The following is a 21,222-nucleotide window of genomic DNA, read 5'->3' on the forward strand; positions in this document are numbered from 1 at the left end:
TGGCTCGCCTCAGTCCGGTTCACCATCGTCGTGTACCCGATCAAGCGGGGCTCGGCGCACTGAATTGTCCCGCTTGTGCGATCTTGGGGCGTGCAGAACGGTGCTTTCATAGCGCAGAATCGCCCACATGGCCGTTTCGATCCGTCGTGTCACCGCACTCGCCGTCGCCCTGGCGCTGCTCGGCACGTTGCCCGCGTGCTCCAGCAAGCCGCCGGACGACTCGCTCAAGACGTTCCTCGGGGCCTGGGAGCAGGGCAACCTCGCCGGGCTGAAGTTCTTGGGTCCGGACGGTAAAGCCCTGGCCGGCGACGCGGCGCAGAAGCTGTGGACGACGGTCGCGGGTGACCTGGCCGCCAAGCCGCCCAAGCTCACCCTCAAGGGCGCGCCCGTGGTCAAGGACGACAACAGCAGCGCCGTCGTGCACGTGGCGTGGCCGGTGGCCGACTCGACGTGGGAGTACGACACGACGGTCGACGCCAAGCGGGTGGACAAGGAGTGGCGGGTCGTCTTCGACGCCAAGACCATCAATCCGAAGTTCGAGGCCACGGACAAGCTTTCGATTCGCAAGACCGCGGGGGCGCGCGGCAGCATTCTCGACGGCTCCGGCCAGCCGATCGTGAGCAGCAAGCCGGTCGTGATCATCGGCGTGCAGCCGCGCTCGATCACCGACATCAACATCGTGGTCAGGAATCTGACAGATGCGTTCAAGCAGGCGAACGTGGACGTCGACGTGTCGGGCCTGCCGGCGAAGGTGAAGAGCGCCGCGCCCGACGCCTTCGTGCAGATCGTGACGCTGCGCAAGGAGATCTACGACCCGATCGCGAACAAGCTGAACTCGACCCCCGGCGTGATCGCCCGCAACTCGACCCAGGCCCTTGCCCCCTCCGCGCAGTTCGCCCGCGCCCTGCTGGGCACGACCGGCGAGGTGACGAAGGAGATCATGGACAAGAACCCCGGCAAGTACCAGATCGGGGACGTGGTCGGGCTCGGCGGGCTGCAGCAGAAGTACGACGCCGTCCTGCAGGGCAAGCCGGGCGTCAGGGTGATCGTCTCCATGCCGCAGGGCACGCCCGACAAGGAGTTCTTCTCCTCGGACGCCACCACCGGCGGCACGGTGAAGCTCAGCCTCGACCAGAACATGCAGAACGCGGCGGAGCAGGCCCTCGCGGGCGACACGCGACGCTCGGCCCTGGTGGCGATCCGCATCAGCGACAACTCGATCGTCGCGGTGGCCAACGGTCCCGGCGCGGCCGCGAACAACTTCGCGCTCGTCGGCCAGACCCCGCCCGGCTCGATGCTCAAGGCGGTCACCGCGCTCGCGGTGCTGGACAAGGGCATGACCGGCGAGTCCGTCGTGAACTGCCCGAAGACGCTCACGGTCGACGGCCGCACGTTCAAGAACTCGCACGACGAGGAGCTGGGCAGCGTACCGCTGCGGACCGACTTCTCGAAGTCCTGCAACACCGCGTTCGCCTCGCTCGCGCCCCAGATCGCCCCCGACGGGCTGGGCAAGACGGCCCAGACGCTGGGCCTGGGCATCCCGTGGGACCTCGGGGCGGACGTGTTCACCGGCAAGATCTCGGTGAACGGCTCCAAGGCCGAGCAGGCGGCGGCCGCGTTCGGCCAGGGCACCAACCTCGTCTCTCCGGTCATCATGGCGGCCGCGGCGGCCGGCATCGCCCGGGGCCAGTGGAAGCAGCCCCAGCTGGTGCTGGAGCCGGCCCCGAAGAGCCCGGCGGCCGACGGCCCGCAGCTCAACCAGGCCTCCGTCGACGCCCTGCGGCAGATGATGCGCGAGGTCGTCACCGAGGGCACGGCGAGCCAGCTCAAGGGCCTCTCGGGCGACCTGCGGGGCAAGACGGGGACCGCCGAGTACGACAACGATCCCGCGCACACCCACTCCTGGTTCATGGGCTACCGCGGCGACATCGCCTTCTGCGTCTTCGTCGAGAACGGCGGCGCCTCGACCGCGGCGGCCGTGCCGATCGCGGGCAAGTTCTTCCAGACCATCGGCTGAGGCCACCGCGCCCGGGCTCCCACATCCGGGAGCCCGGGCGCGCTCAGCTCGTGGTCTCTTCCTCTTCGACCGGCGTGCGGGCGGCGGGCACGACATCGGTGAGCGGCGACTCGGGCGAGTCCTCGACGCCGCGCCGGGCGGCCTGCGCGGGCACGAACGGCCCACCGGCGCGCTTCAGGCCCCCGGGCCCGACCGAGTCCCGGGGCAGCGAGTCGAGCGAGAGCGACGCGGAGCGGCTGTAGCGCCCGAGCAACCAGGTCGGCTTCTCCGGAGCGCCTTCCCCGTCCACACCAACGCCCACGACCTCGGCTTCGGCCACGGACTCGGCCTCGACTTCGGGCTCGTTTTCGGGCTCGTCTTCGGCTTCGGGCTCTACTCCGGACTCAGGCTCGGGCTCGGCTTCAGGCTCAAGCTCGGCTTCGGGCTCAAGCTCGGCTTCGGGCTCAAGCTCGGCTTCAGGCTCATCCTCTACCGACTCCGGCTCGTCTTCGGTCTCAGCGGGTGACTCTCTCGAAGGCGACTCATCCTCGCGCGCCGCGTTCCGCAGAAGGCCGCGCCCCTCCCCCGAAGGCAACTCGCCCTCGCGCGCCGCGCGGCGCAAAGCGCCGCGCTCCTCGGCCACGGGCCACTCGTCCCAGCCCCGGGCCCCGGCCGCCGGCTCCTCCTCGAAGCCCCCGGCCCCGTCGTCCGCAACCGGACCGTGATCGATTCTCGCCGCCGCCCCCGCGAGCAGCGCACTCGTCCCCGCCCACCCACTGTCGGACATTTCCGATATATCCGAGATGCGCGGAGCAACGTCGACAAACCGCGGCATCGTGCCCGCATCGGCGGGCGAGTGCCCGTCCGGCGACGGCATCAGCGGCGGCAGGGAGGCCGGCGGCCGCGGCGTGGCCAGCGGCGGCGCCGAGATCGGCGGGGCCGAGACCGGGGCCGCGAACGGCGGCGCCGAGATGATCGGGTCGGGCGACGCCGCCACGAGGGCCGAGGACGTGATGAGCGGCTCGAGCCCGGCGACGAGCACGTCCGTCACCTCCGCCGCATACTGCCCGTCCGGGTCGTAGTCCGGGTCGAACACGGTGACCTGCGCGCCCAGGCAGCGCGGGTCACTGACGAGCCCGCTGAGCAGGATCTCCAGCTCGCGGTAGGCGATGCCGCCGACGTCGGGGGCGTCCACCGCCGGCATCACGGCCGGGTCGAGGACGTCCACGTCGATGTGCACCCAGAAGCCGGCGCAGTCGCGCAGCTGCTCGCGGGCCCACTGGGCGGACCGGGCGGCCCCGTTGGAGCGCAGCTCGGGCACGGCGCGGGCGACGATCCCGGCGGCCTGCAGATCGAGGCGATACTCGTCGTGGGTGCGGATGCCCAGGAGGGCGACGTCGACGTCGCGGAAATACGGCCGCCGCTGCTCGATCGAAGCGAGGTTGGCCTGGCCCCGGCCGGTCGCGAGGGCCAGCGCCTCGCCCGCCGCGGCGCCCACGTAGGAGGCGTTGCCCTCGTGGCGGAAGTCGGAGTGCCCGTCGACGTAGACGAGCCCGATGCGGCCGCCGGCCTCGTTCTGGTAGCGGCGCATGGCCAGGCCGGCGCCGAGCAGGATCGAGCAGTCCCCGCCGAGCACGAGCGGGAAGTCGCCGGCGCTCAGGACCGAGCCGATGCGGTCGGCGAGGCGCTTGACGAACACGGCGATCTCGGCCGACTGGGCCACGCCGTCGCCGGGCTGCCACCCCGCCGGGTCATACCGTGGCGGGGTGATGCAGCCGGCGTCGCGTGCGCCCAGCCGGGTCAGCAGGTTGTGGTCGCGCAGCGCGCCGGGCGCCTTGGCGCAGCCGGGCACCGAGGTTGCGGTCGGTGGCCGTAACCCGAGGTTGCTCGGCGCGTCGACGACGGCGATGCGGCGCACGGCGGCCGCCGTCAGAACAGCGCGCTCGCCAGTGCCCGGCGGGCCTTGGCGACGGCGGGATCGTCGGGGCCGGCGATGGCGAACAGCGAGAGCAGGTGCTTGCGCACCGACTCGCGCTCCTCGCCGGCGGTGCGGCGGACGAGTCCGACGAGGCGGGTGTACCCCTTGTCGGCCTCCCCGGTGAGGACCTCGACGTCGGCGGCGAGCAGCTGCGCCGGCAGGTCGTCGGGCGCGTCCTGGGCCGCGGCGAGCGCACCGGCCAGGTCGATGCCGTCGGTGCGCCGCAGCAGGCCGACCTGGGCCAGCCCGGACTCGGCGACGATGTCGTTCGGCGTCTCGTCGAGGATCTTCTGGTAGGCCGCCTCGGCCGCGTCGAGGTCGCCGTCGGCCATGGCGTCGTCGGCCGCGAGCAGCCGCGGGTCCTCGGGCCGGTCGACCTCGACGCCGGCCGCCTTCAGCACCGCGTCGATCCACTGGCGCAGGTGCGGCTCGGGCAGCGCCTGGTTGAAGGCGTCGACCGGCTGCCCGCCGATGATCGCGACGACGTACGGGATGTTCTGGATGCGGAACATCTGCGCGAGGCGCGGGCTCGTCTCGATGTCGACCCGCGCGAGCGTCCAGGTGCCCGCGCCCTCGGCCGCGAGCGCGGCCAGCAGCGGCGAGAACTGCTGATCCGGCGCGCTGCCGGCGACGTAGAAGTCGATGACGACCGGCGCGGTCAGCGAACGCTGGATGACGTCCTGCTGGAAGCTCGCCTCCGTGACCTCGATCACGTTGGCGCCGGCCGGGGCGCCCGCGGGGGCATCGGGGGCGGGCCGCGCCGCGGCCGCGGTGTTGCGAGCGGCCAGGGCGCCGAGGTCCACCGCCCCGCGGGTGAAGATCGACTGTGACTGGCGTGGGTCGGTCATGGCCCTAGTTTTGCACGCTCCCCTAGTGCTCTGCCGCAAGTGACCGGTCGGATCCACCCGCTACCAGTGTGACGGCCCCGTCGATGTGCTCCACGGTGAAGAGCGTGCCGGGCGGGAAGTCGCCGAGAACCTCCGGCGGCAGCTGCACCGTGCCGTCGCCCGCCACCACCGCGAAGTCCTGGCCATCGCGGCCCTCGGCGCCGACGCGGCCGTCGCGGATGGTCACCGCGCGCCCGAGCCGGGTGCCGACCTCGCCGTCGTGGGTGACGACGACGATCGTGGTGTTGCGCTCGCGGTTGACGGTCTCGAGGGCCTCCAGGACCTCGTCGCGGCCGTGCGTGTCGAGCTGGCTGGTGGGCTCGTCGACGAGCAGCAGGCCGGGGCCGGCCGCGATGCCGACGGCGAGCGCAGCGCGCTGCCGGGCGCCTGGGGCGAGCTCGTCGATGCGGGCCCGTCCGAGGCCGGGCAGGCCGACGAGGTCGAGGATGCGGTCTGGGTCGTCGAGCTTGATGCCCTCGGTGCGGGCCGCCCGCCGCTGGGCCAGCCAGATGTTGCGGTGCAGCGACGCGTACGGCAGCAGATTGCGTGCCGCCCCCTGCAGCACGACGCCGATCTCGGTGCCCCGCAGCCGGGCGATCTCCCCGTCGGAGAGCTTGCCCATGTCGTAGGTGCCGATGTTGACCCGGCCGGCCGACGGGCGCATGAGCCCGGCGAGCAGGGCAATGAGCGTCGACTTGCCCGACCCCGAGGGCCCGACGAGCGCGAGCGTCTCGCCCGGGCCGATCGACAGGTCGACGCCGGCCAGCGCCACCACGTCGCCCGCCTCGGCCCGGTAGATGTGCACGACCCGCCGGCAGGCGACCGCCAATCCGTTCATCGCGTCCCCATTCCCATCCCGGAGTTCCTCAGCGCTTCAGTGTCGCGGCCGCACGCAGTCTCGCGCCGGCGACGAGCGCCGCGACGGCGAGCAGGACCGCGGCGGCTCCCCAGGCGACGGCGACCGGCAGCGGCGACGGCCAGTATGCGGCCTGGAAGCCCTGGGCGTCGTCGCTGAACACCGGAAGATACTCGCGCACCAGCAGCCAGCTGGCCAGCGCCGCGAACGGGGCCAGCACGACCGCGGCGCCGACCAGCGCGAGGTAGCCGCTGGCGGCCGCGTCCCGCCGGGCGATGCCCTGCGCGCGCAGGGAGCGCATCTCCCCGGCCCGGCGCTGCCGGTCGAGGCTCGAGACCAGCCACAGGGCGCCGATGGCGAGGATCACCCCGAGCACGCCGGCCAGCTCGTGGAAGCGCAGCGCGATGGCCGGCCCCTGCTCGTCGAGCGCGTCGCGGACCGGGCCCAGGGGCCGGTCGAGGCTGATCGTCAGGCCCTGCTTGCGCAGCTGGTCCACGACGTCCGCGGGCGCCTTGGGGCCGAGGAAGATCTGCGGGTACAGCGCATCGCCCCCGTCCGTCGCGACCCGCTCGGCGTAGTCCAGGTCGACCAGCCCGCCCCCGTAGCCGAGCCGCGGCACGGTCTCGACCTCGCCGGCGAGCCCGATGGGCTGCACCGCCCCGTCCAGGCCCGTGATGTGGTCGCCGAACCCGGCGGTGCGGGCCGCGATGAGGGGCAGCGGCGCGGGCACGTCGGTCGGCATGACCCGCATCGCGGTGTCGGCGCCCTTGTAGTTGGAGATCTCGGCCCGCAGCCCGTCCTGCTGCGCGGTGAGGGTCGGCACGAGCAGCTTCGGCCCGGGCGTGTCCGGCACCCGCCAGCCGTCGGCCTGCGCGAAGCCCGCCTCGTCGACGATGGCCTTGCCGTGCTGGCTGAGGCTGTGCAGCACGACGTTGGCATCGAAGCCGCGCGCCTCGGGCTGCTCCATCTCCAGCGCCGCGAGCCGGCAGCCGTTCACGCACATCGGCAGGTTGCGCACGTAGGTCTTGCGGCCGGTGCTCACCTGGCCCAGGTCGACCCGGCCGACGTCGGAGCCGTCCCTGGGCACCACGACCGCGACCCAGTGCACGCGGAAGGCGTCGACCAGGTTGTCGATGCTGACGTCGAGCGAGAGCTCCTTGTTGTCGACTTCAATCGTCTCGCGCCCGAGCGGCGGGTGCAGCAGCTCGGCCGCCTTCTGCGCGGACAGCCGCGGGTCGTCCCACAGCGCGGTGGCCGCGAGGGCCTGGCTGTCCACGGCGAGCACCGGCGGGGTCGCGTCCTCGGCGGTCGGCAGCAGCGCCGTCGCCATCGCGAACTGCCCGTGCGGGTCGACGGCGCGGACCTTCGACAGCAGCGCGGCCCGGCTGAGCGGGTCGACGGTGAGCACGCGGGGCGCGCCGAGCTGCACGCGGGCGCGGTGGTCGCGGGCGTCGCCGGACGCGCTGGCCGCGGTGGCGGCGAAGACCAGCAGGCCGATCGCGACCACGAAGAGGGCCAGGACCCGCTGAGTGCCGGGGCGCCGCGACAGCGCGTAAGCGGCCAGCATCGGCCCGATCCGCCCGCGCCGGGAGGCTCGCCGCCCGACGCGCTCGGCGACGGGCAGCACGAGCCGGGCCGCGACCAGGGCCACCGCGATGACGACGGCGGACGGGGCGACGAGCGCGAAGCCGGTGAGCCCGCCGCCGCCCCGGCGCAGCTGGATGACGGAGACGACGGCCAGCACCACGACGACGACCTCGAAGACCGGCGCGCCCCAGCGCGAGATCCGGCTGGGCACGTTGCGCAGCAGGTCCACGGTCCGCTTGGCCAGCTCGGCGCGCTGGGCGAACAGCGCGGCCAGCAGCGCGCCGGCCAGGGCGACGGCCGCCCACCAGTTCAGCCCGGCCTTGATCGGCACGTCCGAGGAGGTGCTCAGCAGCGCCCAGGCGGCCAGGCGCACGACGTAGTGGCCGAGGAAGAACCCGGCGACGGCGCCGGCCAGGATCGGCACGATGCTCTCGCCGGCCGCGAGCCACCAGCGCCGCGGGACGGTGAGCCCGCGCAGCGAGAACAGGCCGAGCTCCCGGCGCCGTTCCTGGGTCGCGGAGGCCACGGCGATGAACAGCACGAACCAGCAGAGCAGCACCAGCGGTACCGCGGCCACCGGCACGACCTGGGCCACTAGGCTCCGGTCGCCGTCGATGCGCTTGAGCAGGGCCGGCAGCCCGGTGCTGACGACCGCGTGGCCGGGCAGCGCCTCGAGCTTGCTCTTGCCGTCCTGGACCTGCGCGCTGATGCCGTCCAGCGACTCCCGGGTGATGGCCGAGTCGTCGATGACGACGTCGAGGGCCTGCTTCTCCGGGCCGTGCTCGAGCGCCTCCAGCGTCAGGCGTCCGGCGAAGGCGGGCTCGGTGGTGAACCGGGCGCTCGGGCGCGGGTTGAAGTAGTCCAGGTCGGACCAGTACTGCTCGGCCTTGTTGCGGGGGTCGTAGGAGCCCACGAGGGTGAGCGAGGCCCGCTTGCCCCGCTCGACGAAGTCGCCGCCCTGGGGGTCGACGGTCGCCCAGGCGGCCTGGAACACGTCGCCGATGTGCAGCCCGAGGTCCTGCACCTGGGCCGTGCTGAGGATGACCTCGGTCTCGCTGACGAAGCACCGGCCGGCGGTGATGCGCAGGTGGGCACAGACGCCGTCGCGGTAGACGAAGCGCGGCGCGATGCTGTTGGCCTCCGGCGCCGGCGGCGGGATGAGGATGTCGTACTCGGTGCTGAAGACGCCGGCGAACCCGCTGCCGTTGAACAGCTGCGGCAGGAGGTTCTCGAAGTCGTGGTCCGTGGGGGTGGGCGAGGTCCGCCGCGCCTGCACGACCCGCTCGCTCGTCGTCGCCGCGGCCACCTGGCTGTGCACGACCGCGCGGTCGGCGGTGGTGGAGTACACCGGCGCGCTGACGGCCGCGGCCATCGCGAACACGGCCAGCAGGAACGCGGTCAGAGCCTGCCCCGGCCGGGCCCGAACCATCGCAAACGCAAGACCGATCATGCCGGCACCTCCGCAAGCTCCAGCTCCGGATTGCTCACGGCTTGCTCCAACCGTCGGCGAAGTAAGGCAGGACGTCGCCGATGTAGGCGCGTATGACGGCGGCCAGGATCAGCCCGAACACCAGCGAGGAGAGGGCCAGCACGAGGTACCCCTCGACGCCCACGCGTTTGACCATGCGGGCCGAGGCCCCCTGGGCCCGCAGCGCGCCCAGCTCCCGCGCCCGGGGCCGGCGCTCCACGGCGGCGACGACGACCGCGGCCCCGATCGCCAGCGCCAGCCCGACGATCGCGGACAGCAGCATGAACTGCAGGGTGAGCGGCGGGCCGAAGGAGGCGTACCGGTCGGCCGTGCCCGCGATCGACTCCTCGCCGAGCACGATCAGCCCCTGGTCCCGCAGCAGCTTCGTCATGTTCGCCGGGGCGCTCGCGTTCAGCCACACCTGCAGCGACTCGCCCGCCCCGAAGTCCGCGCTGAGCCGGTCGGCGTACTCGAGATCGAGCAGCACCCCCTTGGTCCCCAGCTGCGGCAGGGCCCGCGCGGTCGCGGCGATCTCCTCCGAGATCGACACCGAGCCGAAGCCGACCCGCTGGTCGCCCACGAGCCGCTGCTGCAGCCGGGTGGCCCGCACGCTCGGCAACGGGGCCGGCGTGTCCAGCGGATACACGCCCGGATCGTTGGTGCCGCCGTTGCGCTGCGGCGCGACGGTCAGGCGCAGCCCGTCGGCGACCGGCACGGCCACCAGGTTGGGCGGGTTGCCGTTCACGCCCAGCCGCCAGCGGGTCCGGTCGGCGAGCAGGTCCTTGCCCAGCACCGGCTGCCCGCCCGCGGTCGCGCCGTGCACGACGACGTCCACGCCGGCCCGGGCCGCGAAGAAGACCTTCTGCTCCGGGGTCGACTGCACCAGCTGCAGCGAGCTGAGCCGGCAGCCGGGCGCGCCCGCGCAGGCCGGCAGCGACGCGCGCAGTGTCGCCCGGCCCGAGGCGAGCGGGCCGAGCCGGGCCGCGATCCGCTCGCCCTTCGCGTCGGCGAAGACGATGTCGAGGAAGACCACCCGGGCGGTGTCCCCGTCGATCTGGCTGGTGAGGTCCACGGCCAGGTCGCCGCCGGTCATCGTCACCGGGTCCGGGGCGGCCGGGTGCAGCAGGGCCGCGGTCTGGGCGGCGCTCAGCCCGTACTCGGGCCGCCACGTCGCCACGCTGGGCAGCCGCGGGCTGTCGACCAGCAGCACCCGGTCGCTGTTCGAGCGCACCGAGGACACCGCGGCCATCGCGTGCTTCCCGGCCGGATCGGCGGCCCGGACCGCGTTGAGCAGGGCGAGCCGGTTCTCGGCCCGGACGGTGAGCACCCGGTCGGCGCCGACCTCGAGCTCGGCCCGGGTCTGCCCGTCGGTGCGCCCGGCGTTCCAGGTCAGCGCGGAGGTGGTCAGCAGCGCCACGGTCGCGATCATGAGCGCGGCGAGCCGGTGCACGCCCGGCCGGCGGGCCAGGTAGATCGCGGTGAGCGCGCGGGCCGGGTGGCCGTGGCGCAGCGCTCCCTCGACCGCGCGCCCGGCCGCGAAGGTGATCAGCCGCGCGGCCACCAGCGCGAAGGCCAGCGCGGCGAGCCCGGGCGCCAGCAGCGCGAGGCCGGCGGCGTCGCCCTCCGCGCGGTGCTTGACCTGGTAGACGGCGACGACCGCGAGCACGACGAGCAGCAGGTCGAACAGGTCGCGCCAGACGCGGCCGCGGGCCGAGGCCTGGCGCAGCAGCTCGGAGACGCTGGAGGAGAGCGCGCGGCGCTCGGCCAGCAGGGCGGCGAGCAGCGCGCCGAGCACGGCCAGGACGACCGCGCCCACCGACAGGGAGAACGCGAGCGCGTTGACCTCGGTGTCCTGGATGGCGCCGGTGACCGCGGTCGCGGCGGCCCACCCGATCGGCAGCCCCAGCACCGCGCCGACCAGCATCGGCAACGCGCTCTGGCCGCTGACCAGGGCCCAGGTGCGCATGCGGGTGGCGCCGCGCAGCTTCACGAGCCCGATGTCCGGGCGCCGCTCCTCGCCGGTGTACTTGACCGCGAGGTACAGCGCGAACCAGCACAGCACGAGCAGCTGGAAGGCGCCGACCGGCACGCCCAGCGACACGAGCCGGCGGTCGCGCTCGACCTTGTCGATGGTCGCCGGCAGCTGGGTGTTGAGCGTCAGCCGGTTGTTGCCGGCCTCGACGGTCGCCCCGGCCAGCCGCGCGCCGACGTCCTCGGGCGCGTTGTCGACGAGCAGCTGCGGCTCGGCCACCATGTCGGTGATCGTGCGGATGGCTACCCCGGCCGGGGCCAGGCTGTGGTCGAACAGCGCGGGCGCGGCCAGCACGGCGTCGTCGACCGGCTCGGTCATCTCCGGCGGGGCGCTGGTCGGCAGCGCCTTGGCGACGAGGTCGTTGTTGCTGCTCCAGAACGGGGCGTTGGGGTCGTCGGGGCGGTACACCCCGACGACCTTGAGCGGCAGCGGCCGGGGCAGCTTCGGCGTGACGTAGGTCATCGTGTCGCCGGCCTTGACCCGCAGCCAGCGGGCGGTCCGGTAGCTGAGTGCGACCTCGTCGGCGGCGGCCGGGCAGCGGCCCTCGAACGTCGCGTGCGAGCAGGCGTCGGTGCGCACGACGAGCTGGGAGTCGGAGGTGCGCTCCTCGTTGCCGCCGCCCTTGGCCGCCTGCGAGCTGCCGGTGGTCGGGCGGCCGTCGAGATAGGCCTCCGTGTACGTCACGAGGCCCGACAGCCCCACGATGCGCTGGGTCAGCTGGGCCTGGGCGGCGATCTGCGCCTCGACGGACCCGCCCTCGACGGGCCCCTCGCCGATCGTCTCCAGCGACCGCTCCTGGATCGGCGCGTGCTCCACGTGCCGGTTGGCGATCCGCTCCGTCGAAGCCAGCACATACCAGGGTGCGGCCGCCGCGGCCGCGGCGGCGAGGGTGCTGAGCAGCACCAACGTCAGCGCTTGGACACGGCGGGCCCGCAACGCTGCAAGCACGACTGCCAGCAAGGCCCCTCCCCCGAGGTCTAGTCGTTCGTAAGAAGACCAGCGGGGGAAGGTGCCGGTTGCGGAGTTACATTGCGGTTCGGTAACGCAGGCGGGCTGGACCGGTCGGGCTAGAAGCGGGCCGGCTCCCGGTAGATGCCCCACTCGTCCTTGAGCGCCCCGCAGATCTCACCGAGCGTCGCCTCGGCCCGGGCCGCGTCCAGCATCGACGGGATCATGTTCTCCTCGCCGCGCGCGGCCGCGACCATGCGCTCCAGCCGCTCCTTGACCGCCGCGTTGTCGCGCTCGGCGCGCCGGGTGGCGAGGAGCTTGTTCTGCTCCACCTCGACCTCGTGGGAGACGCGCAGGATGTCCAGGTCGCGGGTGACCGAGCCGGTGTGCACGTTGACCCCGACGACGCGCTTGTCGCCCTTCTCGACCGCCTGCTGGTAGGCGAAGGCGGAGTCGGCGATCTCGCTCATGAACCAGCCGTCCTCGATCCCGCGCAGGATGCCCGCGGTGATCGAACCATCGTGACCCATGTCCCGGATCCGGGCGAAGATCGCCTCCGCCTCGGCCTCGATCTTGTCGGTGAGCGCCTCGACGTACCAGGAACCCCCGAGCGGATCGGCGACGCTGGTGATGCCGGTCTCCTCCATGAGCACCTGCTGGGTGCGCAGGGCGATCTCGGCGGCCTCGTCGGTCGGCAGCGCGAGGGTCTCGTCCAGCGCGTTGGTGTGCAGCGAGTTCGTGCCGCCCAGCACGGCCGAGAGCGCCTCGACGGCGGTGCGCACGACGTTGTTGTACGGCTGCTGCGCCGTCAGCGAGACCCCGGCGGTCTGGGTGTGGAAGCGCAGCCAGAGCGCCTTCTCGCTGGTGGCGCCGTAGACGTCGCGCAGCCAGCGGGCCCAGATGCGCCGCGCGGCGCGGAACTTGGCGATCTCCTCGAAGAAGTCGATGTGCGCGTCGAAGAAGAAGCTCAGCCCGGGCGCGAACGTGTTGACGTCGAGCCCGCGGGACTGGCCCAGCTCGACGTAGCCGAAGCCGTCGGCGAGGGTGAACGCGAGTTCCTGAGCGGCGGTCGAGCCGGCCTCGCGGATGTGGTACCCGGACACGGACAGCGGCTTGTAGCGCGGGATGTTCCGGTTCGTGTACTCCATGAGGTCGCCGATGAGGCGCAGGTGCGGCTCGGGCGGGAAGAGCCACTCCTTCTGGGCGATGTACTCCTTGAAGATGTCCGTCTGCAGCGTGCCGTCGAGCCGCGCGAGATCGGCGCCCTGCCGCTCGGCCGCCACCAGGTACATGCAGAACACCGGCACCGCGGGCCCGGAGATGGTCATGCTCGTGGTCACGTCGGCCAGCGGGATGCCGTCGAAGAGCACGTCCATGTCGGCGGCGGAGTCGATCGCGACGCCGCAGTGGCCCACCTCGCCCAGCGACTGCGGCTCGTCGGAGTCGCGGCCCATGAGGGTGGGCATGTCGAAGGCCACCGAGAGGCCCCCGCCACCCGCGCCGAGCAGCATCTTGTACCGCGCGTTGGTCTGCTGCGCGTTGCCGAACCCGGAGAACTGGCGGATGGTCCACGTGCGGCCTCGGTACCCGGTCGGGTGCAGGCCGCGCGTGTACGGATACTCGCCGGGCCAGCCGATCCGCTCGAAGCCGGGCACGTCGGCGCCCTCGGGCGGACCGTACACGGGCTCGACCCGCGTGCCGGACAGCGTGGTGAAGTCGGCGTCACGCTTGCGGGCCTCGTCGTAGCGGCGCTGCCAGCGGGCGCGCCCCTCCGCGATGTCGTGGGCATCCATACCACGATGCTAGCGGGCCACCTGAACGATCGCTAAGGCCCGCGCCACTCGGCGCGGGCCTCGCCGGTGCCGCCTACTTCGCCGCCTTGTCCCGATCCTCGACGTGCACGTCGTCCACGACGATGTCCACGGCGGTGACCTCCAGCCCCAGCAGGTTCTCCACCGAGCCGATGACCTGCGTGCGCACCTTCTCCGCCACCGAGTACACGACGTAGCCGTACTCGATCACGAGCGTCACCCGCACCGTGGCATTGCGGCCCTCGAGGCGCACCGAGACGCCCCGGTTGCCGTTCTCCCGCTCGTCGTCGCCGAGGCCGATGCGGTCGCGGACCGCGGCGAACACCCGGGCGACGTCGCCGCCGAGGTCGTAGACGCCCTCGACCTGCCGCGCGGCGATGCCGGCGATCTTCTCCACCACCTCGTCGGCGATGGTCGTGGTGCCGCGGTCGGCGGTCAGCTCCGCGTTGTTGCGCAGCCGGTCGACCACCTGCGACGCGACCCGCCCGGAGGCGGCGGCGGTGCTGGCCGCGAACTCGCCGACCCGGTCCGCCGCGCCGGTCGCGAACGTGGTGACCTTCTCGGCCGCCTCGTCGAAGCGCGAGTGCTCCTGCTCGGGCGCCCCGGCCTGGGCCGGCACGACGACGCCCGAGGCCGGCTCGACGGTGGCGAGCGCGTCGCCGGTGAGATCGGGGTCGTGGATGTCGGTGGTTTCGCTCATGATCACTACTCCCCAGAGTCATGAAAAACGCGAGCAGCGTACTCGCGAATCAGGGCCGGGAGGTGGCTTGAGTCACGGCGAAGACAGTGCGGTCAGCCGCGCACCAGCTGGGCCGCCCCGTCCGAGAGGTGCAGCTCGCGGTCGCAGGCGGCCGCGGCCTCCGGGTCGTGGGTCGCGAACACCACCGCGGCGCCCCGCCGGGCCTCCTCCTGCAGCAGCTCCATCACCTTCTGCCGGTTGGTCGCGTCCAGCTCGCTGGTCACCTCGTCGGCCAGCAGCACGTCGCCGTGCAGGGCCAGGCCCCGCGCGATCGCCGTGCGCTGCTGCTGACCACCGGAGAGCTCCTCCACCAGCTGGTCGGCCTGCCCGGCGAGGCCGAGCCGCTCGAGCGAGGAGACCGTGGCGCGCCGGGCGTCGGCCGGGGCCGAGCCGCCCGCGATCATGGCGACCTGGATGTTCTCCTGGGCGGTGAGGATCGCGGCGAGCCCGTTGTCCTGCGGGATGAGCACCACGCGCTCCGAGACGGCGTGGTCGCGGTCGCGCAGCGGCGTCGCGTCGACCGTCACGACGCCCTCGGCCGGGCGCAGGAGGCCGGCCATCGCCCACAGCAGCGTGGTCTTGCCCGCGCCCGAGGGCCCGGTCACGGCCAGGATCTGGCCCGGGGACACCACGACCGACACGTCGCGCAGCACCGGGTGGTCCCGCTCGTACGCGACCGTGACCCCCTCGACCGTCAGCGTCTTCACTGCAATCCCTCCACGTTGGCTCGGGCAGGGACCAGCAGCACCGTGCCGTCGGGCTGGGGCTCGACGCCCACCAATGTCCCCGGCGGCAGCATGCGCAGCACGTCCTGCGGCAGATGCACCGTACCGTCGCGGCCCACGACCGCGTAGTCCTCTCCTCGCCGGCCTTCCGCCCCGACCCGGCCGTCGCGGATGGTGACCGTCCGGCCCAGGCGCCGCCCCACGTCCGGGTCGTGGGTCACGACCACCACGGTCGTGCCCGCCCGGCGGACCGCGTCGAGGGCCGTGAGCACCTCGTCGCGCGCCCGGGGGTCGAGCTGGCTGGTCGGCTCGTCCGCGAGCAGCAGGCCCGGCCGTCCGGCCAGCCCCACGGCGAGCGCCAACCGCTGACGCTCACCAGGAGAGAGTCGCTGCGGCCGCTGCCGGTTGCGTGCGCGTCCGGTGAGCCCGACCGTCGCGAGCACGTCGCGGGGCTCGGGCAGGCCGCGGCGCCGGTCGCCGGGGACCGCGCGCTGGGCGAAACGGACGTTCTGCTCGGCGGTGAGGTACGGCAGCAGATTCCGCGACGCCCCCTGCAGCACCACGCCGACGTCGGCCGCGCGCATCGCCTGGAGCTCGGCCGGCGTCGCGCGCACGAGGTCGTGCTCGCCGACCGTGAGCCGTCCCGCCGACGGTGGCAGGAGCCCGGCCAGCAGCGACAGGAGCGTGGACTTGCCGGAGCCCGAGGGCCCGAGCAGCGCGACCGACTCCCCGGCCGAGATGTCCAGGTCCACCCCGGAAAGGGCGACGATGTCGTACCCCTCCAGCCGGTAGATGTACACCAGCCCCCGGCACATGACCGCCAGCCCGGCGCTCACGTTGCCGCCTCCGCTTCGCTCCGGCACCGACGCGAGACAACACTGAACTCATGGTGAGCGGCCTCTCCGCTGCGCTCCGAACCGCTCACTGCCCGCCGTCCCGCAGCCGCAGGGGCGTGGCCCGGCCGAGCAGCCGCAGCACGAGCACCACGGTCACCAGGAGTCCGAGCACGGTGAGCCCGAGCGCGACCGGCAGCGCCCCGAACCCGGGTTCGTAGGAGAACGAGCCGGCCGGCTCCCCGACCGTCACCAGCGGCACCCCGGGCAGCATGACCAGCGCGCCGGCGATGCCCGCGGCCAGCCCGGCCACGAGGGGCAGGCCGAGCAGCGCGCGGTACTCCCGCAGCAGCGCCCGGCGCAGCTGCCCCGCCCGCACCCCGGCGACCCGCAGCGCCGCCAGCTCGTCGAGGCGGGCCCGGACGCCGACGTACGCGCTCAGCAGCACCACCCCGAGCGCGAGGAGGATCGCCGTGCCCCCGGCGAGCAGGTAGAGCCGGAGCCCGAGCGCGGGGGCGCCCCGGGCCAGCCGCTCGGTGAAGCCGTCGATCGTCTCGGTGCCGAGCACCTGCACGCCCCGGGCGCCGAGCCGGGCGGCCAGGTCCGCGGGCGCTCCGGGCGCGGCCCACACCTCGTAGCGCAGGCTGCCGTTGTCGGCGAGGCTCGCGGTGCGCTCGGCGAGGCGCGTGGCGTAGTCGAGGTCGAACATCACCGCGCGGCGACCGGCCCGCGGGAGGCTGTCGGCGCGGGCCGCGACCGCGAACGGCTGCGGCTGGTCCGAGAAGCCGGGCAGGCTGAACGCGGCGGCCTCGGCGTCGTCGGCCGGCGCCCCACCGGCCAGCACCGCGGGCAGCGTGTCCGGGGTGTCCACGTGCTCGACCACGGCGTCGGCGGGGTCGCTGCCGGAAACGTCGACGCCCAGCGCCGCGCCCGCGCGCACGGTCACCGTGGCCCCGCCGTTCGCGGCCGGCCGGGCCCGCCAGCGCCCGGCGAGGTCGAAGCCGGGGGCGAGCGGCTCGCCGTCGCTGGACAACGTGCGCACGGTGACGGTGACCGCGAAGGGGTCGCTGCCGCCCGCCGACCGGCCGACCGCGAGCCCGATGAGCCGGCAGCCGGCGGTGCAGCCCACGAGCGCCGCGTGGTAGCCGTGGGTGCCCTTGGCCAGCGCGCCGAGGGTGACGGTGCGCGGCGGCTGCCCGGGGCCGGCCACGATCGCGGCCAGGCGCAGGGCGGGCTTGGCCGGCAGCGCGTCGACGCTCACCTCGGCGCCGAGCTCGCGGCCCAGGCGCAGCGGGTCGGGCGCCGACGGGTGCAGGCGCGCGGCGACGCCGCCGACCTGCTCGCGGGAGTGCCCGCGCCAGACGGCGACGTCGGCGAGCCGGTCGGACTGCACCCCCAGCAGCTCGATCGGGGCGTTGTCGAAGCGCTGGCTCGCCCGTACGACCGCCATCGCATGCCCACCGGGATCGGCCTCGGCGACGGCCGCCTCGAGCGCTTCCGGGTGCGGCGCGTTGACCGTGTAGACCCGTTGCGCCCCGACGGCGTCCTCGGCGGCGTCCCCGCGCGCCCGGGCGGCGACGTCCCAGGCGGTCGCGGCGAAGGAGAGCAGCGCGACGGCCACGGTGAGCACCACGACGAGCCGCTGCCCGCCCGGGCGCCGCGACAGCTGCGCGGCGGACAGCAGCGGCACGATCCGGCCGCGGCGGCGCGCGAGGCGCAGCCGGGCCGCCGACCACAGCCCGAGCAGGCGGGCGGCGGCGATGCCGAGGACCAGCGCGAGCAGCGGCGGGGCGAGCAGGGCCAGCGGTGAGGTGCGGTCCCCGGCGGCGGCGACCAGGCTGGCCGCGGCGAGCGCGACGACGATGCCCTCGGCGAGCCCGGCCCTCCGGCCGCGGCGCTCGGGCACGCGGCGCAGCAGGCCGAGGACCGGGCGGGCGAGCGTGGCCCGGGCGGCCAGCAGCGCGGCGCCGACGCTCGCGGCGAGCGCGATCCCGGCCGCGGCGAACACCGGCCAGCGCAGCTCGGCGTGCACCCCCGGCGCCAGCAGGGCGCTCGCGGCGGCCTGGACGAGGCCGAGCCCGGCGGCGAGGCCGATCGGCACGGCCGCGGCGGTGAGCAGCAGGACCTCGCCGAGGCCGAAGCGCGCGGCGCGCCCGGCCGGGTAGCCGCGCAGCTTGGCCAGCGCGATCTCGGGCCCGCGCTCCTCGGTGAGCGAGGCCACGAGCAGGAAGAGCACGAACCAGCACAGCAGCAGCAGCGGTACGGCGATGACGGGCGCCGTCCGCGCGATCGCCCCCTGCTGGGCGTCGACGGCCTGCAGGACCGCCGGCAGCGTGGTGGTGACCTCGAACTCGTGGCCGCGCATCCGGCCGGCGAGCGCGCGGAGGCTGTCGCGCAGCCCGGCGACGTCGTCGAGGCGGACGCGCTCGGCGCGCAGCGGGTACTCCAGCCGCGTCGACAGCGTCGCGCCCGGCTCGGCCCGCAGGTCCTCCTCGGTCAGGCTGAACAGCGAGTCGGCCCGCTCCCCCTCGCCGTCGGAGCCGGCGCTGAAGTACGCGGTGCGGCCCCAGTACGCGGCGTCGGCGTCCTTCGGGGAGTACAGCCCACTGATCTTGAACGTCTTGTCCCGCCCGGCGCCCGCGGGCCCGAGGTGCACGGCGATCGAGTCGCCGGCCCGGAGGTGGTGCGCGTCGGCGGTGCGGCGGCTGACCGCGACCTCGCCCGGCTCGTCCGGGCAGTCGCCCTCGAGCCGCAGCTGCGCGCAGACGTCCTGGCGGTAGGCGAGCCGGGCGCCGGCCCCGGCGTAGGTGACCTCCGTGTCGATGGCCGCGACCGGGCGGCCGAGCCGGTCGCCGAGCGGCCGGTCCTGGTCGAGGGCCGCGTTCATGACCAGCCGGATCTCGGCCAGGTCCAGGAAGGCGGCGCTGTCCCGCGTGCCCTTCGCGCCGACGGTCAGCCCGGTCGCGCCGGTGAGGCCGTCGGTGAGGACGGACTGCTGCGCGGCCCGGCTGTACGCGGGGGCGAGGACGGCCGCCGTGGTCGCCGTGACGGCGAGGAGCAGGACCACGAACGACCGGCCGGCCCGGTACCGGATGCCGCGCAGCATGACGGTCCAGGCCGTCACGTGAGCCCCCAAGGTGCTGATCAGCGGGTTGGTTGACCCGCAGACACTAGCCGAGCTGGGCCAGGAGGGCGCCGGCCGCGGCGTGGGGGTCCGTGCGGCCGCCCGCGACGTCGCGGGCCAGCGTGGCGAGGGCGTCGCCGCGGCGCAGGTCCTTCATGCGGGCCCGCAGCGTGCCCAGCGCGATCGCCTCGATCTCGGCCTCGGCGCGCCGGACCCGGCGGGCGTCGAGCTCGCCGGAGTCGTGCAGGTACGACCGGTGCGCCTCGATCGCCTCGACCAGCTCGTCGATGCCCTCACCCCGCGCGGCGACGCAGCGCACGACGCGCGGGCGCCACTGCCCGGGGGCGCGCTCGCCGAGGCCGATCATGTTCTGGATGTCGCGGTAGGTGGCGTCGGCGCCGTCGCGGTCGGCCTTGTTCACCACGAACACGTCGGCGATCTCCAGCAAGCCGGCCTTGGCCGCCTGGATCGCGTCGCCCATGCCCGGGGCCAGCAGCACGACGGTGGTGTCGGCCAGCCCGGCGATCTCGACCTCGGCCTGGCCGACCCCGACGGTCTCGACCACCACGGGGTCGCAGCCGGCGCCCTCCAGCACCCGGGCCGCCTGGGGCGTGGCCGCCGAGAGCCCGCCGAGGTGGCCGCGGCTGGACATGGAGCGGATGTAGACGCCGGGGTCGGTGGCGTGGTCCTGCATGCGCACCCGGTCGCCGAGGATCGCGCCGCCGGTGAACGGGCTGGACGGGTCGACGGCGAGCACCCCGACCCGCCGCCCGGCCTTGCGGAACGCCCGGACGAGCTCGTTCGTCGTCGTGGACTTGCCCACGCCCGGCGAGCCGGTGAGCCCGATCACCGCGGCCGTGCCGGTGTGCGGGGCGAGCGCCGCCGCGATGGCCGGCAGCGCCTCGTCACCGTCCTCGACCAGGCTGATCAGGCGCGCCACGGCGCGGGGGTCGCCCTCCCGGGCGGCCCCCACGAGCGCGGGCACGTCGCGCGAGCGGCGGATCGTCACTGCTTGGGCACGCGCAGCAGCAGCGCGTCGCCCTGGCCGCCGCCCCCGCACAGGGCCGCCGCGCCGAGGCCGCCGCCGCGCCGGCGCAGCTCCAGGGCCAGGGTGAGGGCGAGCCGGGCACCGCTCATGCCGATGGGGTGGCCGAGCGCGATCGCGCCGCCGTTGACGTTGACGATCGCCGGGTCGATGCCGAGGTCGGCGGTGGACTGCACGCCGACGGCGGCGAAGGCCTCGTTGATCTCGACCAGGTCGAGGTCGCCGGCGCTCAGCCCGGCCTTGCCCAGCGCGTGCTTGATGGCGTTGGAGGGCTGGCTGGTCAGCGAGTTGTCCGGGCCGGCGACGTTGCCGTGGGCGCCGATCTCGGCGAGCCAGGTCAGGCCCAGCTCCTCGGCCTTGGCCTTGCTCATCACGACCACGGCGCAGGCGCCGTCGGAGATCGGCGAGGAGGTCGCGGCGGTGATGGTGCCGTCCTTGGTGAACGCCGGGCGCAGCTTGGCCAGGCTCTCCACGGTGGTCTCGGGCCGGATCTGCTCGTCGTCGGCGACGACCAGCGGGTCGCCCTTGCGCTGCGGGATCTCGACCGGAACGATCTCCTCGGCGAAGTGGCCGTTCTTCTGCGCGGCGGCGGCCTTCTGGTGGCTGGCCGCGCCGAACGCGTCCTGGGCCTCGCGGGTGATGCCGAGGCGGGCCACGTGCCGCTCGGTCGACTCGCCCATGGAGACCTGGTCGTAGGCGTCGGTGAGCCCGTCGAGGGCCATGTGGTCCTTGATCACCACGTCGCCGTACTTGTACCCCTGCCGCTGCCCGAGCATCAGGTGCGGCGCGTTGGTCATCGACTCCATCCCGCCGGCCACGACGATGTCGAACTCGCCCGCGCGGATGAGCTGGTCGGCGAGCGCGATCGCGTCGAGGCCGGACAGGCACACCTTGTTGATCGTGAGCGCGGGGACGTGCATGGGGATCCCGGCACCCACCGCCGCCTGGCGAGCGGGCATCTGCCCGGCGCCGGCCTGCAGAACCTGACCCATGATCACGTACTGCACCTGCTCCGGCGCGACCCCCGAGCGCTCGAGCGCGGCCCGGATCGCGACCTCGCCCAGTTTGGTGGCCGGGAAGTCCTTGAGGGCGCCGAGCAGGCGGCCCATCGGCGTGCGGGCGCCGTTGACGATCACCGACTGAGTCATCGCAGGAGACCTTCCGAGAGAAGGTTCACATCGCATCGTCGCGAC

Annotated in this window: 12 protein-coding genes and 1 pseudogene; 1 reads left to right on the plus strand and 12 read right to left on the minus strand. The window is 74.1% G+C overall.

Going from position 1 to position 21,222, the window contains the following annotated elements; translation table 11 throughout:
* Window positions 1–127 precede the first annotated feature (127 nt).
* Window positions 128–2,017, plus strand: coding sequence for a penicillin-binding transpeptidase domain-containing protein (locus AC6JBM_RS36950; protein WP_497978545.1), 1,890 nt, complete (start codon window positions 128–130; stop codon window positions 2,015–2,017).
* Window positions 2,018–2,972: 955 nt separating this feature from the next.
* On the opposite strand, the pseudogene AC6JBM_RS36955 reads toward AC6JBM_RS36950, so the two are convergent.
* The 12 genes and pseudogenes from AC6JBM_RS36955 to AC6JBM_RS37010 all read right to left on the minus strand — a co-directional run.
* Window positions 2,973–3,914, minus strand: a pseudogene (locus tag AC6JBM_RS36955) (arginase family protein); the annotation flags it as partial.
* An 11-nt stretch (window positions 3,915–3,925) separates the two neighbouring features.
* Complete coding sequence (locus tag AC6JBM_RS36960) at window positions 3,926–4,822, minus strand: tetratricopeptide repeat protein (RefSeq protein WP_497978546.1); 897 nt, start codon at window positions 4,820–4,822, stop codon at window positions 3,926–3,928.
* A 22-nt stretch (window positions 4,823–4,844) separates the two neighbouring features.
* A complete protein-coding gene (locus tag AC6JBM_RS36965; protein WP_350616081.1) occupies window positions 4,845–5,699 on the minus strand; it encodes an ABC transporter ATP-binding protein in 855 nt (284 codons plus the stop codon).
* 28 nt (window positions 5,700–5,727) lie between these two features.
* Window positions 5,728–8,754 carry an ABC transporter permease gene (locus AC6JBM_RS36970; protein WP_497978547.1) on the minus strand — a complete coding sequence of 1,009 codons (3,027 nt, stop codon included), beginning with the start codon at window positions 8,752–8,754 and terminating at the stop codon, window positions 5,728–5,730.
* Between the two features lie 34 nt (window positions 8,755–8,788).
* Entirely contained in the window at window positions 8,789–11,707 is a 2,919-nt protein-coding gene (locus AC6JBM_RS36975) for an FtsX-like permease family protein (RefSeq protein ID WP_497978548.1), read from the minus strand.
* Window positions 11,708–11,871: 164 nt separating this feature from the next.
* A complete protein-coding gene (icmA, locus tag AC6JBM_RS36980; protein WP_350616087.1) occupies window positions 11,872–13,545 on the minus strand; it encodes a coenzyme B12-dependent isobutyryl-CoA mutase large subunit in 1,674 nt (557 codons plus the stop codon).
* A gap of 73 nt (window positions 13,546–13,618) precedes the next feature.
* Complete coding sequence (locus AC6JBM_RS36985) at window positions 13,619–14,263, minus strand: Asp23/Gls24 family envelope stress response protein (RefSeq protein WP_497978549.1); 645 nt, start codon at window positions 14,261–14,263, stop codon at window positions 13,619–13,621.
* A 92-nt stretch (window positions 14,264–14,355) separates the two neighbouring features.
* Window positions 14,356–15,009, minus strand: coding sequence for an ATP-binding cassette domain-containing protein (locus AC6JBM_RS36990; RefSeq protein ID WP_497978550.1), 654 nt, complete (start codon window positions 15,007–15,009; stop codon window positions 14,356–14,358).
* Window positions 15,006–15,863, minus strand: a complete 858-nt coding sequence (locus AC6JBM_RS36995; protein ID WP_497978551.1) for an ABC transporter ATP-binding protein — start codon at window positions 15,861–15,863, stop codon at window positions 15,006–15,008. The genes AC6JBM_RS36990 and AC6JBM_RS36995 overlap by 4 nt, the downstream gene beginning before the upstream one ends.
* Before the next feature lie 85 nt (window positions 15,864–15,948).
* The gene (locus AC6JBM_RS37000; protein WP_497978552.1) at window positions 15,949–18,984 is read right to left on the minus strand and encodes an FtsX-like permease family protein; all 3,036 of its coding nucleotides are present in this window, start codon (window positions 18,982–18,984) and stop codon (window positions 15,949–15,951) included.
* Between the two features lie 46 nt (window positions 18,985–19,030).
* Window positions 19,031–19,993, minus strand: a complete 963-nt coding sequence (meaB, locus tag AC6JBM_RS37005) for a methylmalonyl Co-A mutase-associated GTPase MeaB (RefSeq protein ID WP_497978553.1) — start codon at window positions 19,991–19,993, stop codon at window positions 19,031–19,033.
* Entirely contained in the window at window positions 19,990–21,177 is a 1,188-nt protein-coding gene (locus tag AC6JBM_RS37010) for an acetyl-CoA C-acetyltransferase (RefSeq protein WP_350616098.1), read from the minus strand. The genes meaB and AC6JBM_RS37010 overlap by 4 nt, the downstream gene beginning before the upstream one ends.
* Between the last annotated feature and the right edge of the window lie 45 nt (window positions 21,178–21,222).

The sequence above is a fragment of the Dactylosporangium thailandense genome, from assembly GCF_059739745.1.